Annotated in this window: 15 protein-coding genes and 1 tRNA gene; all 16 read left to right on the forward strand. The window is 50.9% G+C overall.

Annotation, left to right across the window (positions count from 1 at the left end):
- Window positions 1-340 precede the first annotated feature (340 nt).
- The 16 genes from TJ79_RS28350 (at window position 341) to TJ79_RS24920 (ending at window position 14,530) form a co-directional block, all read left to right on the forward strand.
- Window positions 341-502 carry a hypothetical protein gene (locus TJ79_RS28350; protein WP_238323142.1) on the forward strand — a complete coding sequence of 54 codons (162 nt, stop codon included), beginning with the start codon at window positions 341-343 and terminating at the stop codon, window positions 500-502.
- A 116-nt stretch (window positions 503-618) separates the two neighbouring features.
- Window positions 619-2,187, forward strand: coding sequence for a bifunctional methyltransferase/pyrophosphohydrolase YabN (yabN, locus tag TJ79_RS24850; protein WP_040953046.1), 1,569 nt, complete (start codon window positions 619-621; stop codon window positions 2,185-2,187).
- A gap of 97 nt (window positions 2,188-2,284) precedes the next feature.
- Entirely contained in the window at window positions 2,285-2,557 is a 273-nt protein-coding gene (locus TJ79_RS24855) for an HU family DNA-binding protein (protein WP_040953047.1), read from the forward strand.
- Window positions 2,557-2,814, forward strand: a complete 258-nt coding sequence (locus TJ79_RS24860) for an RNA-binding S4 domain-containing protein (protein ID WP_040953048.1) — start codon at window positions 2,557-2,559, stop codon at window positions 2,812-2,814. Before TJ79_RS24855 ends, TJ79_RS24860 begins: the two co-directional genes overlap by 1 nt.
- A 209-nt stretch (window positions 2,815-3,023) precedes the next feature.
- Window positions 3,024-3,305: a sporulation protein YabP gene (gene yabP, locus TJ79_RS24865; protein ID WP_040953049.1), complete on the forward strand. Its 282-nt coding sequence runs from the start codon at window positions 3,024-3,026 to the stop codon at window positions 3,303-3,305.
- A complete protein-coding gene (yabQ, locus tag TJ79_RS26390) occupies window positions 3,302-3,532 on the forward strand; it encodes a spore cortex biosynthesis protein YabQ (protein ID WP_052339991.1) in 231 nt (76 codons plus the stop codon). The genes yabP and yabQ overlap by 4 nt, the downstream gene beginning before the upstream one ends.
- A 374-nt stretch (window positions 3,533-3,906) precedes the next feature.
- Window positions 3,907-4,227, forward strand: coding sequence for an FtsB family cell division protein (locus tag TJ79_RS26400; RefSeq protein WP_052339995.1), 321 nt, complete (start codon window positions 3,907-3,909; stop codon window positions 4,225-4,227).
- A 125-nt stretch (window positions 4,228-4,352) separates the two neighbouring features.
- Complete coding sequence (locus tag TJ79_RS24880; RefSeq protein WP_040953050.1) at window positions 4,353-4,874, forward strand: S1 domain-containing RNA-binding protein; 522 nt, start codon at window positions 4,353-4,355, stop codon at window positions 4,872-4,874.
- Window positions 4,875-4,965: 91 nt separating this feature from the next.
- Window positions 4,966-5,754 carry a formate/nitrite transporter family protein gene (locus tag TJ79_RS24885; RefSeq protein ID WP_040953051.1) on the forward strand — a complete coding sequence of 263 codons (789 nt, stop codon included), beginning with the start codon at window positions 4,966-4,968 and terminating at the stop codon, window positions 5,752-5,754.
- A gap of 67 nt (window positions 5,755-5,821) precedes the next feature.
- A tRNA-Met gene (locus TJ79_RS24890) sits at window positions 5,822-5,898 on the forward strand.
- Between the two features lie 372 nt (window positions 5,899-6,270).
- The gene (spoIIE, locus tag TJ79_RS24895; protein WP_272944768.1) at window positions 6,271-8,709 is read left to right on the forward strand and encodes a stage II sporulation protein E; all 2,439 of its coding nucleotides are present in this window, start codon (window positions 6,271-6,273) and stop codon (window positions 8,707-8,709) included.
- Between the two features lie 489 nt (window positions 8,710-9,198).
- On the forward strand, window positions 9,199-10,137 hold the full coding sequence (locus TJ79_RS24900) for an ArsR/SmtB family transcription factor (RefSeq protein WP_040953053.1): 939 nt from the start codon (window positions 9,199-9,201) through the stop codon (window positions 10,135-10,137).
- A gap of 190 nt (window positions 10,138-10,327) precedes the next feature.
- Entirely contained in the window at window positions 10,328-11,674 is a 1,347-nt protein-coding gene (locus TJ79_RS24905; protein ID WP_040953054.1) for an ABC transporter substrate-binding protein, read from the forward strand.
- A gap of 81 nt (window positions 11,675-11,755) precedes the next feature.
- Window positions 11,756-12,643 (forward strand): carbohydrate ABC transporter permease, encoded by an 888-nt coding sequence (locus TJ79_RS24910; protein WP_040953055.1) that lies wholly within the window; start codon window positions 11,756-11,758, stop codon window positions 12,641-12,643.
- 1 nt (window position 12,644) lies between these two features.
- Window positions 12,645-13,451: a carbohydrate ABC transporter permease gene (locus TJ79_RS24915; RefSeq protein WP_040953056.1), complete on the forward strand. Its 807-nt coding sequence runs from the start codon at window positions 12,645-12,647 to the stop codon at window positions 13,449-13,451.
- A gap of 2 nt (window positions 13,452-13,453) precedes the next feature.
- The gene (locus TJ79_RS24920; protein WP_238323143.1) at window positions 13,454-14,530 is read left to right on the forward strand and encodes an acyltransferase family protein; all 1,077 of its coding nucleotides are present in this window, start codon (window positions 13,454-13,456) and stop codon (window positions 14,528-14,530) included.
- The last annotated feature ends 2 nt before the right edge of the window (window positions 14,531-14,532 follow it).

Raw genomic sequence — 14,532 nt, forward strand, 5'->3', positions numbered from 1 at the left:
CGGGAGCCGCCGTCTACACGGCGGCTCTGGTGCGCACCGGCGGTGTGAGCCGGGCGGACCTCGAGACGGTGCCGTCTCTCGGCCGCCGGCTCATTCCGCCGCTCACGCGCCTGCGCCTGCTCCCGCCGGCCGCGCCGCCTGATGATCGGCGCTGATGCGGCCGCCATGGCGCACCGGACGCCGAGCTCTGGCGTCTTCGCAGCCCGGCTGCCGCGGGGCTTCCCGCCCCCTGGCTTTATGGCTCCGGCCACCGCGCTCCGGTTTACGGCTCATGCCCATGGTCCCGGCACCGCTCTAGCCATCCACACTCCCAGCTGTCGTCTGGCAATTTAGCGGTTGCTTGCAAAAAGTACAATTCTTTTTCCATATTTTATATTATATTGACCTTTCTCCTGCAAAAAGTGCAACTGAACTCAAACCAAACCGTCAAAATCGCTTTCGTGTGCGAAATTCAGTTGCAGCTTTTGCAATTGCTCATGGCAATAGCGGACATATGGATTAGCGCGGTTGTACTTTTTGCAATCTAGCCAGTCATCTTATGCTGTAATGGCTGGCGACTCATTATGAATCTGATCTGCCGATTAGCTGCTATCAAGCAATTGAAGGAGGAAACGGTCTATGGCCCCTCGTATTACCGTCATCGGTCTCGGGACCGGTGACGAAAATCAGTTGACGTTAGGCATCTGGAAGAGGATCCAGAGCGCCCGACGCCTGTTTTTGCGGACGGAAGAGCATCCGGTGGTGCAGTATCTAAAGGATCACGAAATTGCTTACGAATCCTTCGACAGCATTTACGTCCAAAAAGACGATTTTGAATCCGTCTATCGGACGATTGTCGACCGTCTCCTGTCGGAAGCGGAAGCTCAAGCCATGCAAATTCAATCCCAATCGGAGACAACCCCGCCATCGGCACCTGCGCCAATCCAGCCGCAAGCCGCAAGCGAGATCGTCTATGCCGTGCCCGGACACCCCATGGTGGCGGAGCGGACGACGCAGCTTTTGCGGGAAGAATGCGCCACCCGCGGCATCGAACTCGCCATCATGGGGGGCGAAAGCTTTCTGGATCAAGCTTTTTTGCGCTTCGGATTTGATCCGGTCGAAGGCTTTCAGCTGTTAGATGCGGCAGAACTCCAACCCAGCCTGCTCAATCCCCGCTTGCATACGGTGATCGGTCAGGTGTATGATGTGTTCTCCGCCTCCGATGCCAAGTTGGCGCTGATGGATGCCTACCCGGACGATTATCCCGTTGTCGTCGGACATGCTCTCGGTGTCGTTGGAGAGGAACAGATCATTGAAGTGCCCCTCTATGAGCTGGACCGGGTGGAAGGCTACGGAAACCTGTCCCTCATCTGGGTGCCTCGCAGCGATCGGGATGATGTGCTGAACCGGACGTTCCACCGTCTGCACGAAATCGTTGGTATTCTACGCAGCCCCGAGGGTTGTCCTTGGGACCGGGAGCAGACCCATGCCAGCCTCCGGCAAAACCTCATCGAGGAAACCTATGAGGTGTTGGAGACGTTGGATGACGACGATCCCGACCATATGCGGGAAGAATTGGGCGACCTGCTTTTGCAGATTATGCTCCACTCCCAGATGGAGGAGGAGACCGGTGCTTTCACCGTCTTCGACGTCATTAACGAGCTTAATGAAAAGCTGATCCGCCGCCATCCTCATGTATTCGGTGAGCGTTCCGCCCAGGATGCCGACGAAGCCCTGGCCAACTGGCAGGCTATCAAGCAGGAGGAGAAGGCGAAGCGGGGTGAAGAACCAGCCGCCGCGTCCGCCCTGGACGGGGTACCCCGGGATCTCCCGGGTCTGCTGAAAGCCTACAAGCTGCAAAAGAAGGCGGCCAAAGTCGGCTTCGACTGGGACCATATCGAGGACGTGTTGGCCAAAATCGAAGAGGAGCTTCAAGAGGTTCGCGAGGCCATCGGCGACCCCTCTCCGAATGCGGCGGATATGCGTCAGGATGAGCTGGGCGATTTGTTGTTCGCCTGCGTCAACCTTGCGCGTTTTCTCAAGGTCGACCCGGAAGAAGCCCTTTCCGGCACTAATCGTAAGTTCGTCTCCCGCTTTCGTTATATCGAAGAGCAGGTGCGAAAGTCCGGCCAAAAAATGGAAGAAACCAGTCTGGAGCAGATGGAATCCTACTGGCAGGAAGCCAAGACGGCGAAAAATCGCGAATAATCCAAAAAAAAACGGGATCCTGGCAGGAAATCGGGCTTTGGGAAAGAATAGGTATCGAGGGTAGCTTTGTTTTTTATTCCAAGGAGGTATATGTCGAATGAACAAAACAGATCTGATCAACAACATCGCTCAAAAAAGCGGAATGTCTAAAAAAGATGTAGAAGCGGTTCTTAACGGATTTTTCGGAGAAGTCACCAGTGCGCTGGCTGAAGGCGATAAAGTGCAACTGATCGGCTTCGGAACCTTTGAAACCCGCAAGCGCAACGGCCGCACGGGCCGCAACCCGCAAACCGGTCAAACCATCGATATTCCGGAATCCGTAATTCCGGCATTCAAAGCAGGCAACAAGCTTAAAGAAGCCGTAAAATAATGCGGCTGGACAAATTTCTCAAAGTCTCCCGGCTGATCAAACGGCGCACAGTCGCCAAGGATGTATCGGATCAGGGTAGAGTTTGGATTAATGGCAAAGAAGCAAAGCCTTCCAGCACGGTGAAGCCAGGCGACGAGCTAACGGTGCAATTCGGGCAAAAGAACGTGACGGTCCGCGTAGAGCGGGTCGCCGAAAACGCCCGGAAGGAAGAGGCGGGGGAGATGTATACGCTCCTTCGCGAAGAATCGCGCCAGTAAACGAAAAAACGAAACGGGTTGCCCGGCATCCAAAAAAGGATGCAAGCGGGCAGCCCGTTTTTATTTATTCGGTGACTGAATGGATTCAGGTGCGATAAAATCAGCCGAAGATCAGGTGGAACAGGGAAGGAGCATCTTCTACCGTAGGATCAGCTTGTTCTAAACCGGGACATCCCTCCATAACAATAGACTATAGGGAGGGACGTGCCATGGTGGAACAAGTCAAGACCAAACGGCAGGAAGTGCGGATGCTGAACCGCAAGGTGTTGGAGATTACCGGCGTGCTGAATGTGGAAAGCTTTGATGCCGAAGAGTTTCTGCTGGAAACGGAGTGCGGATTTCTGACCATCAAAGGGCAAAATCTGCATATAAAAAACCTCAACCTCGAGCAGGGTCTCGTCGCGATCGAGGGTTTGGTGAACGACCTTGGCTACGTGGACGGGAACGGACAACACAAATCCAAAGGTCTGCTCGGGAAACTGTTTAAATGACGCTCCAGGTACAGTTTCTGACCCTTGGGATGATGCTGCTGAGCGGCGCGGCTATGGGAGCTGTGTTTGATACGTACCGCGTCCTGACGGGACAGCTGCGGATTTCCCGCTGGATTCTTCCGTTTCTCGATATTTTGTATTGGATTAGCGTGACGGTGTTCGTATTTCAAATGCTGGGCGCGAGCAACCAGGGACAGCTGCGTTTTTTTGTTTTGTCGGGCTGGTAGCCGGGGCTGTTTTATATTACCTGCTATTCAGCGGGCTGCTGATTCGTCTTGTCCTCCTGATTGTGCGGGCTGTACGTTGGACCGCCGCTCTTCTGGTTAAGATGTTTGTACTGGTAGTGGTTCGTCCGCTGCAGGGATTGCTTAGGCTGGTCGTCCTATTTTTTTCATTTTTGGCTGCAGTCGCTGTTTTCCTTTTCAGAATTGTGCTACAATTGCTTTACCCTTTTCGGATACTGGGTGGTTGGCTATGGAAAATCACGTTAGGCAGGATCCCCTGGGTACCGCTCATGAAGAAGATCAAGACAAAAGGTATGGCCTGGATACGTAAACGACTCCGTAAATTCATTGACTGATGGCGGGAGGTTGAAGCTGGTATGCCACAAACTCCGAGTCAGCAAGCGAAGCGGATTAATAAAGCGCCTGGCAGGCGGATGAAGTTGGCAACCATCCTGACCGTCGGACTCCTTATTCCCATCGCAATGGCTGCCTGGAACCAGTACGGGAAATTGCAGACGAATACGATGCAGCTGAATGAATTGAAAGCCGCGCTGGACAGCAAAACCAAGTCCAACGAAGAGATCAAGCGGGAACTGGACATGATGAAGGATCCCGATTACAGGCAAGAGAAAATCCGCAAAGAACTGAACGTCGCTAAAGACGGCGAGACGGTTTTCGATACACCGACAGCGCCTTGAAGAAAACTCCCGAATCCGTATGGAATACCGTATGGGATGGGAGCTTTCTTGATTTTCGGAGGCTCTTCGGTTATAATCTCCGTATCTATGTTTTTTAAATATTATGAGGAGGCACGTTATCGTTTATGGCCATTGAAGTAGGCGCCAAAGTAGAAGGAAAGGTTACGGGGATCACCCATTTCGGAGCTTTTGTGGAGCTTCCGGAAGGCGGGACCGGACTTGTGCACATTTCGGAAATCGCCGACAATTACGTTAAGGATGTCAACGATCATTTGAAGTTGGGCGATAAGGTTACAGTGAAAGTGATCAATGTGGACAAGGATGGGAAAATCGGTCTATCCATCAAGCAAGCTGTCGATAAGCCGGTTTCGGAGCAGCGTCCAGATCGTCCTGCACCTCGCGGAAACTTCGGTGAAGGAAGACGCGAAGGCGGCGGATTTGGTGGCGGCGGCGGTGGTTTCGGCGGTCGCGGACCAGGTGGTGGCGGAGGACGTCCTTTCAAATCAGGTGCAGGCAAACCGGCCTATGGCAAGCCTTCTTTTGAAGATAAAATGTCGAAGTTTTTGAAAGATAGCGAGGAACGGATTTCCTCTTTGAAAAAGAACACCGAAGGCAAGCGCGGCGGCCGTGGAGCCAGACGCGATTGATGGGAACCATAAACCGTAGAATGCAGACCTTCTGCTCTACGGTTTTTTACTAAATCGTTTCCTATTCCCGTTAGAATTCAGGAGGAAACTCATGGAGACAGAAGCTCTTGCGAAAGTGGAACAATTAGCACTTAAAAAGCACAAGATCTTCAAGCAAAGCAAGCTGCGGTACTTGTCCCGTTCGATGCTGGCCAGCATGTTCATCGGCTTTGGTGTTATCGTCGCGTTCAAGACAGGAAACTTCTTCTTTCTCGAGCATTCCCCGCTAACTTATCCGATGGCGGCCATCACCTTCGGAGCTGCAATCATCCTCATTTCGTACGGCGGCGGCGATCTGTTTACCGGAGACACGTTCTACTATACATATGCGGCGTTTCGGAAGAAGCTGCGTTGGTCGGAAGTCGTGAAACTGTGGCTCATGAGCTACGGGGGAAATCTGTTGGGGGCTGCCGCCTTTGCATTGCTGATTTTTCTCACGGGGCTCTTTGCCGACAACTCGGTAAACGGTTTTCTGCTGAATGTTGTCGAGCACAAGATGGCCGCGCCGATATGGCAGTTGTTTTTCCGCGCGATCTTGTGTAATTGGCTGGTGTGTCTCGCGTTTTTTGTTCCAATGTTCATGAAGGCCGACGGCGCGAAAATGTTTGCGATGATGCTCTTTGTGTTCTGCTTCTTCATCTCCGGCTACGAGCACAGTATCGCCAATATGTGTACCTTTGCCATCGCTCTGGTGCTGCATCATCCGGGAACCATTTCCTTTGCCGGCGTGCTCCATAATCTCATCCCCGTTACCTTCGGCAATCTGTTCGGCGGCGCTCTGATGATGGGATGGATGTATTATTATGTGAACAAGCCTTTTCTTGATTCCGAAGAAAGTTAGCCAAAAGCGGACGCTGCCCCTGTATCTTGACGGAAGATGGCCAGTCAGGATATAATCGTGCTGTTGCGGCGGTGTAGCTCAGCTGGCTAGAGCGTTCGGTTCATACCCGAAAGGTCGGGGGTTCGATCCCCTTCGCCGCTACCACTTTTAACAAGACCAAAGTCCCGGAGACGGGGCTTTTTTATTTGTGACGGGTAGGTGAAAATTCCTTTTTTTCCGGCGCCGCCTTCGGTGTTGGTCAAGTCGACATCAGAAGCCGCCACATTTGGCTATCATCCCCCGGCTTGATTCGAGAAACCGTTGTCGGCAAATATGTGAAAACGAGGATGAAAGCAAACGCCGCCCCATTTTAACAAGGGGGAGCCATTTCTCGCAGCGTGTCGGAAATTTCTTTGAAACTACCAACTCTATCTGACAAACTTTCCGATAGCGCCCTCCTATAATAGGGAACACTACATCCCAATAGGTGGTGGACAAATGTACATCCGAAAGACGATCCGGCGAATGGAGTTAGAAATGGCTAATGCCGGCAAAATGGTGGAAAAGAAAGCGTCGGAGAGCCGGTGGTTGCAAGTCTGGAGCACGAAGAAATGGGTCGTTATACTGACAGTGGCTGCTTTTATGTTGGGGAGAGCCTCGATATTGGACCAACTTTCTCCCTTTGCCATTGCCTTCTTTGCGGTTGTGGTTTCCTTGCGAAAGGATATGGTCGCTCTAGCGGGTGCTGCCGCTGTCGCCGGCAGTCTGTTCTCTCCGCATCTTCACACCGCCGCTATCGTTACGGAGCTGCTCGTATTTCTGCTTTTGTATCGTGCCATTGAGAAGTATCAACGCACCGATCTTACGGTAGTCCCCCTTTTGGTAGGAACTACTGTTTTTGTCGTCCGCTTGTTTCAATATTTGGTAGGTAGCGAGATTAGTTTGTTTATGACTCTGATGGCGGCTATCGAAGGCGTGCTTGGCTTTATTTTGACGCTGATCTTTCTTCAGGCCGTGCCAGTGTTTGCACCGGGCCGTAAATCCCATCGTTTGAAAAACGAGGAAATCATCTGTTTAATCATCCTGCTGGCATCGGTCATGACAGGTACAGTGGGGTGGGGGGCCGGCACGCTATCCTTGGAAAATGTGCTGTCCCGCTACCTGGTGCTGCTCTTCGCATTTGTCGGGGGAGCGCCTCTTGGAGCCTCTGTCGGTGTAGTGACAGGCATGATTCTCAGCTTGGCGGACACCAATTCGGTTTATCAAATCAGCCTGCTCGCTTTTGCCGGCATGCTGGGTGGATTGATGAAGGAGGGGGGGAGGATGGCTGTGGCCTTCGGGACGCTCCTCGGCTCCTCGATCCTCTCCTTTTACATTGGCAGCGAAACGGCGGTCTTAAGCTCGGCTTGGGAATCGGCTATAGCGATCGCTTTGTTTTTGCTAACCGGAAAAGGCTTGGTCAGGGGATTATCCCGCTACATTCCAGGCACTCAGGAAAATATGAAGTCTCACTATGAATATGCCAAACGGGTACGGGATATAACCGCAGGCCGGGTGGAACAGTTCTCCGAGGTGTTCCGCCAGCTCTCCAGCAGCTTTAAGCAGTTGAACGGCGATAGCGAGGATCGGAAGGAAGCGGAGCGAGAACATTTCATGGATGCCGTTGCCGAGAAGGCTTGCGCCTCTTGTTACCGGAAGGACGTTTGTTGGAACGGGCAGTTTTATCAAACCTACAAGTTCATGACGGAAATGATGACGGCTATCGACGGAGACGAAAATTTCGATAAGTCCAAAATCAAGCCGGAATGGAAGAAAGCTTGTATCAAAACCGATGCGGTTCTTCCCATTATGAAGCAGCAATATATGCTGTACCGCAACGATCAACGCTGGAAAAGGCAGATCCTGGAGAGCCGTCAACTGGTAGCCGACCAATTGGTTGGCGTCTCTCAGGTGATGGAGGATTTGGCTCGGGAAATCAAACGCGAAGGTCAAGAGCTTTACGAGCAGGAGGAGCAGATTCGCAGCGCTTTGGAGGAACTGGGCTTGGCGATTCAAGCGATTGATATCATCAGTCTGGATGAAGGCAGCGTGGAAATCGAAATCATCCATACCTACACCCGGGGCTTCGATGAGTGCCGGAAAATCATCGCTCCCCTACTCTCGGATATTCTCGGAGAAACCATCACAGTGAAGAAAGAGGAGCCTTACGCCAAGGGAGACGGGCGCAATATGGTCACCTTCGGCTCGGCAAAAACCTATGAGGTGGAAACGGGTGTTGCCGGAGCGGCTAAAGGCGGGGACCTGCTGTCCGGGGATAGCTTCAGTACGGTGGAGCTGGGCAACGGCAAATTCGCAGTGGCTTTGAGCGACGGCATGGGCAACGGAGAGCGGGCGCGAGCCGAGAGCAGCGCGGCGCTGACGATCTTGCAGCAGCTGCTTCAGTCCGGAATGGACGAGAAGCTGGCCATCAAATCGGTGAACTCCGTGCTGATGCTGCGCTCGCCTGAAGAAATTTACGCCACAGTGGACATGGCACTTATTGACCAATACAACGCCAAGACGACCTTCATGAAAATCGGATCCACGCCCAGCTTCATCAAGCGGGATGGCGAAGTGATCTCCATCTCGGCTAATAACCTGCCCGTGGGCATCCTAAAGGATATCGATGTCGACTTAGTCAGTCTACAGCTTCATCCCGGAGACGTGCTGATCATGATGACGGATGGGATCTATGACGCGCCGGGGTATGCCGTCAACAAAGAATTATGGATGAAGCGCATCATCCAGGAAATTCAGGCGAAAGATCCACAAGAAATTGCCGATTGCCTACTGGAAAAGATCGTGCGGCACCAGCAAGGGGAAATTAGCGACGATATGACCGTTGTCGTCGCCCGGGTCGAGCTGTACCGGCCGGACTGGGCTGCCTTCCGTTGGCCGGGAGTCGGCCGGGTGGAGCGCCCGAAAGTGGTAAGTTGAGATCAAAGGTGAATTGTATTTTTACTATATGATTGGAACGAAAGTAAGGGATGAAGGAGCGGAGCAACCGATTGTTCTGGAAACGCCACACATGCCGCTTGAACGTCACGAGCGAATGTGTGAAAATCGGCGAAGCCGCCTGAAACCAATCTTAGCTTAACGAAGAGTAGTTCAGGATAGAGTCAGCGGTCGCCTTTGTGATCGGATTCCTACCTTTATGGGATTATCTAATCATGGAATCTGAGCGCAACAGCGACTCTCCAGAATAATCAGGTTTTGCAGTGATGAAATCCTTACAAGCTATAGTTCTATTTATATAGATGAAAAATGAGCGATGAGCTTTCGTTTGAACAGGAGCAGAGAAGCGCACAGCCGGGCGGACAACGGTTGTGCGCTTTCTTGATGCATTTATTACAAAAATATTGAAATAAAACATAAATTAATAGTAAACTGAAGTTAACGAAGATAAAAATGAGGAGCGAAGCAAGAATGTTGGAATTAAATATTAACGAGCCGGAGCCTCTTGTGCTGGTGGCTCATGCCTTGTCAACCCGCGCCAGAGTTGATATTTTGCGGCTTTTGAACAAGAAGAGCATGAATATCGTGGAACTGGCGGAGGCTTTAGGGCAGCCGGTATCTACCGTTGCCAACAATGTGAAGGTGCTGGAAAAGGCCAAGCTGATCTACACGGAGCTGTTGCCTGCCGTGAGAGGCGCGATGAAGGTGTGCAGCCGGAATTACGATGACATCCATATGGCTCTAAACAGCTCCATGCGCATAGCGAAAGACAGCTCCCGGATCTACGAGGTGGAGGTTCCGATCGGGCAGTACAGCGATTGTGAGGTTTACCCAACCTGCGGCATGGCCAGTAAAGACAAAATGATTACCGTGGAAGACGAGCCAGCCAGCTTCTATCATCCGGATCATATTGCTGCACAGATCATTTGGTTTCGAAAAGGTTATATTGAATATTTGCTGCCTTTGGAAATTCCGCTGAATGCCAAAATCGAAGCCGTGGAGTTCTCTATGGAGATGTGCTCAGAGGCGCCCAATTACGACAATGATTGGCCTTCGGATATCACCCTATGGGCCAATGGGGTTGAAATCGGTACATGGACAAGCCCTGGGGATTTCGGCGACCGCCGCGGCAAACTCAATCCGGCTTGGTGGTTGGATTGGACTACTCAATACGGCTTGCTAAAAACGTGGCGCATTGACGGTGAGCGAACGACGCTGGATATGAAGAAGGTCTCCTCCGTGACGTTAAGCGATCTTAACCTAGCCCAGCGGCCTGTAATCCGCTTGCGGATCGGCGTAAAACCCGATGCCGTCCATAAGGGCGGGGTTAATCTGTTTGGCAAACATTTCGGGGATTATGATCAAGATCTCATCATGCGTGTCCAATATGCTCAGGCGGATCAAGAGTAAAATGGTTAATATAAACATAATTATTGTAATGAATAAATAAATCTGCTTATTAATTACAAAAATACTGAATGAAACCGTTGACAAAGGACGGTTCACCCCGTATTATGATGTCATTAGGTACAAAAATGTTGTTTAAAAACAAACTTTATGTTTTGTACCTAAAATAGATATCATGATTGGGGAGGCAAATATGAAAAAAAGGCTTGGCTTGTTCTCGGCTGCAGTTCTTTCTCTCTCTCTTCTTGTAACCGCTTGCGGAGGCGGAGGAAAAACGGCGGACTCCACGTCGGCTCCTGCAGACTCTGCAACAAAAGCTCCGGCAAAGGAAACGTCGGCACCACCCGCTGCGGGGGGAGACAAAGTTACCTTGAGCTACTGGACCCTATTCAGCGGTGGCGACGGCGACAATATGGACGCTTTGATCGCCGAATTCAACAAATCCCACCCCGACATTCAAATCAAAAACACGAAGCTCGAATGGGGCGAATATTACACCAAGTTAATTACTGCGGTGGGCAATGGCAACGGTCCGGATATCGGCATCTCTCATATTTCTCGCCTTCCCGATCTGATCAATCAAGGGGTTGTCACAACTCTCGACGATGTGGCGGGTCCGGCCAACGTAGACTGGAGCACGTTTAACCAAAACATTTTGAACTCCACGATTGTGGATGGCCAGCATTATGCTGTTCCCATCGATACCCACCCGTTCATCATGTACTACAATAAAAAGCTGCTGAAAGACGCAGGACTTTTGGGCGACGACGGCAAGCCGGTGATGGAGCAATCCGCCGATGGTTTCGTCAAGTTCCTGTCCACTTTGAAGGAAAAGCTGCCTAAAACCGTCACCCCATTTGCCCTCTCCAACAGCAATGACGATCCTTACCGTCTCTGGTGGGCGCTATACTCCCAACAGGGGGGCAACGACCTGGTTTCCGACGATTTGACGAAAGCTCAGATCGATACGGACAAAGCCGTTAAGGCTGCACAATATATTCAGGATCTTTTCAAGAACGGCTATATCAAGAAAAATGACCCGGACTTCTATAAAAATTTCCAAAGCGGCACCGCGGCGATTATGATGACCGGCGTATGGGCAACCGGGACTTGGGAATCCACCAAGGGCCTCGAATTCGGAGCTATGCCGATTCCGAAAATCTACGATCAAGAAGCGACATGGGGCGACTCCCACACGATCATCCTGCCGACAACTAAAGGCAACGATGCAAAGAAACGTCAGGCGGCTATCACCTTTGCCAACTGGGTGGCGGACAATGGGCAAATCTGGGCGAAAGCCGGACATATTCCAGCCAAACCCTCTGTCTTTGAAAAACCGGAATTCAAGAGCTTGCCTTATCGCAGCGACTATGTTTCTGTAGCGGATACGGTTAAATTCAACAAGCCTTCCACGAAAAACTGGCAAATTCGCGATCTGTCTTCCTTCAAATTCTTAAATGAAGTTTGGGCACAGAAGATGAGCCCTGCCGACGCCGTTGCAAAAATGGAGCCGGAAATCAATAAGATTCTGAAGGAGTAGAAGCAGCCGGATCATGCATCCGACAAGCTTGCGGTAAATGTCCGCAAGCTTGTCGGGCATAAAGAGGAAGGGGTGATAGTCATGAAGATCAAGAAGTGGAGAGCGGATTTGCAGGCTCTTTTGTTTCTGCTGCCCTTTCTTGCGGTTTATCTGATCTTTACTATATGGCCCATGCTTAAAGGGCTGCAGATGAATTTTTACAAGTGGACGCTAATCAAGAAGATGAAATACATCGGTTTTGACAACTACAGCCGGATGTTTCATGATTCGGATTTTTGGTCCTCTCTCTGGCATTCCACCATATTCGTCATGATCACGACCCCGACGATGATCGCTCTCGCCATTCTTTTAGCCGTCATCGCAAACCGCAAGTCCCGTCTGCAAAAGCTGTATCGCAGCGTATTTTTTCTGCCGAGCGTGCTGTCCGTTGCAGTCGCTTCCTTTCTCGGACTTTTCGTATTCCAGCCATACACCGGATTTTTGAACGGACTGCTTCATCTGATCGGGCTGCTTCCCGATGGCAAGGAAGTTTTTTGGTTAACGGAACTGGCGCTTTCTTGGATAGCTTTATCCGTGTTGACGTTATGGTGGACGGTAGGCTTTAACTTCATCTTATATCTATCAGCGATGCAAGAGATATCCGAGGACATTTATGAAGCAGCTCGTTTGGATGGAGCCAACGACAGACAGATCTTCTGGGGGATCACACTACCGCTTCTCAGTCCCATTACCAAAACCATCACCATGCTGCAAATTATCGCTTCATTTAAGGTGTTTTTACAAATCTATGTCATCACAGGCGGCGGTCCTCTCGACAAAACGCGCCCCGTCATTCAGTACATCTGGCAAACCGGCTTCCGCAAAAATGATCTCGGCTATGCCTCAACCATGTCCTATATGCTGTTTATCATCCTCTTGATTCTCTCTGGGATACAATTTTGGCTTAACAACCGGAAGGAGGCAGTCTGATATGAAGTGGTTTTATCGGCTGGGTTCTGCCGCTATCGCCTTGATTTTCCTGATGCCTCTGATCTGGATGCTCATGGTATCCGTGAAAAAAGAGGGGATGAAAATCACCACGCTGGCAGACTGGTTCGTTCCGCCGTACTCATTCGCCGTCTATCATGAGGTGATGTCGGAGACAAAGCTGACCCATTGGGTCTGGAATAGCTTTTTCGTTGCCGTATGCGTCACGATTTTCACGGTTATTTTTGCTGCAATGGCCGGATTTGTTCTCTCGAAAATTCCGTTTCGCTATAAAACGTTTATGTTCTTTGTCATTTTAGCAGGCCTGCTCATTCCCGGTGAAGCGCTGATTATCCCCCTTTATCAAGTGGCGAAGGATATGAGCATTCTTAATTCCTATCAAGGGTTGATCTTGCCGGCGCTTGCTTCTCCAATGGCGGTTATTATCCTTAAAAGCTTTTTTGACGGCGTTCCCAACGACCTGCTGGAAAGCGTGCAAATCGACGGCGGTGGAACGCTGCGGATTTTTACCCAAATCATGCTTCCGTTGACAAGACCGGCGCTAGCTTCTATGGCGATCCTCACGTTTATCGGATCCTGGAACAACTTCCTTTGGCCGTTTCTGTCGATTACGGATGATCGGATGTTCACTTTGCCCATGGGGATCCCGACCCTCATGAACCAGTATACGGAAGATTATGTGAAGCCTATGGTCATCAACACGATTTCTTCCCTGCCGATCATCGCCTTGTTTCTCATCTTCGAACGGCAAATCGTCAAAGGCGTTACCCTTTCCGGGATTAAGGGATGACCTTGTCCGCGACCGGAATTCCGCGTCCTCCGCGGGAGAGGGCGATCGATCTATTCAAAGGGCTGCTGGTTATCGGCATGATCTATTGCCACAGTCTTCAGTTTTTCAGCGATGTTCAGGTTTATCCGGGTGGGCAGAAATGGATCGACTTTATCAATTTAATTACTTTTTCCGGTTTCGTGTTCAGCTTTGGCTATGTGTCTCAGTTGGCGTATTACAGCAAACCTTTCCGCCGTTCGGCTCCGCGGATGCTTCTAGCAGGCGTGAAAACACTTTTGGCGTTTTACGTTTCCGGCACCGCCTTTCGGTTGTTTATTGATCAGCGTCCCGTCGGCTGGAGCACGATTCGTCCGATTCTATTGTTGGATGATATGCCGGGATGGTCGGAGTTTTTGGCTTCATTTACTTATGTAACGATTGCTGGATTGGTGTTGTTTGTTCCGCTTAAGTGGCTGGCCGAGCGTAAATGGCTGAGTTTCGCCGTAGCTTTTATTTTACTTGGAGCAACGTTTATCCCCTATGGATCGATCCATGCTCCTCAATTGGCACCGCTTATCGGTACCCGGGATATGGCTTCTTTTCCGGTCGTTCAGTACTTTCCGTACTATTTAGCGGGTATGCTGTTCGCGCGCTATCGCATTCGTTGGGATTGGAGAGTGCTGGCGGCAGCGCTCCTTGCATCCGGAGCTTTCTTTTGGAAGTGGCAGATGCAGGGCGATCTTCCGGAGCGGTTCCCGCCTTCCATTTGGTGGATCATCGGGCCGGCAGCGGTCTTGTATGGGTACTACCTGCTGGCAAAATGGCTGGAGCAGGGAGTGCGCTATCTAGCACCCATTGAAATAATGGGGAGAAATGTACTGTGGTTTCTCGTGATGAGCAACGTGATGATTTTTGCTTTAAAACGCAGTCAGCAGCTTTACATGGTAAGCCCGATAAATGCGTTTTGGCTGGCTCTGGTTTTCCTCTGCATCGTTATTTTCAGCGTCAGCATGATCACGAAACCTCCAAAAGTGCCGGTGCAGGATCAACAAGACCATCGGAGTGAATCTATAAAACAAATAAACATCATAGAGGAGTAGAG

The sequence above is a fragment of the Gorillibacterium massiliense genome, assembly GCF_000455485.1.
GTDB classification, from domain to species: domain Bacteria; phylum Bacillota; class Bacilli; order Paenibacillales; family NBRC-103111; genus Gorillibacterium; species Gorillibacterium massiliense.

What these genes read in the sequence shown, in the direction of transcription:
- TJ79_RS24880 (WP_040953050.1), top strand. Translation starts at nt 4,353, where the DNA reads ATGGCCATTGAAGTAGGCGCCAAAGTAGAAGGAAAGGTTACGGGGATC.
- TJ79_RS24915 (WP_040953056.1), top strand. Translation starts at nt 12,645, where the DNA reads ATGAAGTGGTTTTATCGGCTGGGTTCTGCCGCTATCGCCTTGATTTTC.
- TJ79_RS24900 (WP_040953053.1), top strand. Translation starts at nt 9,199, where the DNA reads ATGTTGGAATTAAATATTAACGAGCCGGAGCCTCTTGTGCTGGTGGCT.
- yabQ (WP_052339991.1), top strand. Translation starts at nt 3,302, where the DNA reads ATGACGCTCCAGGTACAGTTTCTGACCCTTGGGATGATGCTGCTGAGC.
- spoIIE (WP_272944768.1), top strand. Translation starts at nt 6,271, where the DNA reads ATGGCTAATGCCGGCAAAATGGTGGAAAAGAAAGCGTCGGAGAGCCGG.
- TJ79_RS26400 (WP_052339995.1), top strand. Translation starts at nt 3,907, where the DNA reads ATGCCACAAACTCCGAGTCAGCAAGCGAAGCGGATTAATAAAGCGCCT.
- yabN (WP_040953046.1), top strand. Translation starts at nt 619, where the DNA reads ATGGCCCCTCGTATTACCGTCATCGGTCTCGGGACCGGTGACGAAAAT.
- TJ79_RS24855 (WP_040953047.1), top strand. Translation starts at nt 2,285, where the DNA reads ATGAACAAAACAGATCTGATCAACAACATCGCTCAAAAAAGCGGAATG.
- yabP (WP_040953049.1), top strand. Translation starts at nt 3,024, where the DNA reads ATGGTGGAACAAGTCAAGACCAAACGGCAGGAAGTGCGGATGCTGAAC.
- TJ79_RS24860 (WP_040953048.1), top strand. Translation starts at nt 2,557, where the DNA reads ATGCGGCTGGACAAATTTCTCAAAGTCTCCCGGCTGATCAAACGGCGC.
- TJ79_RS24905 (WP_040953054.1), top strand. Translation starts at nt 10,328, where the DNA reads ATGAAAAAAAGGCTTGGCTTGTTCTCGGCTGCAGTTCTTTCTCTCTCT.
- TJ79_RS24885 (WP_040953051.1), top strand. Translation starts at nt 4,966, where the DNA reads ATGGAGACAGAAGCTCTTGCGAAAGTGGAACAATTAGCACTTAAAAAG.
- TJ79_RS24910 (WP_040953055.1), top strand. Translation starts at nt 11,756, where the DNA reads ATGAAGATCAAGAAGTGGAGAGCGGATTTGCAGGCTCTTTTGTTTCTG.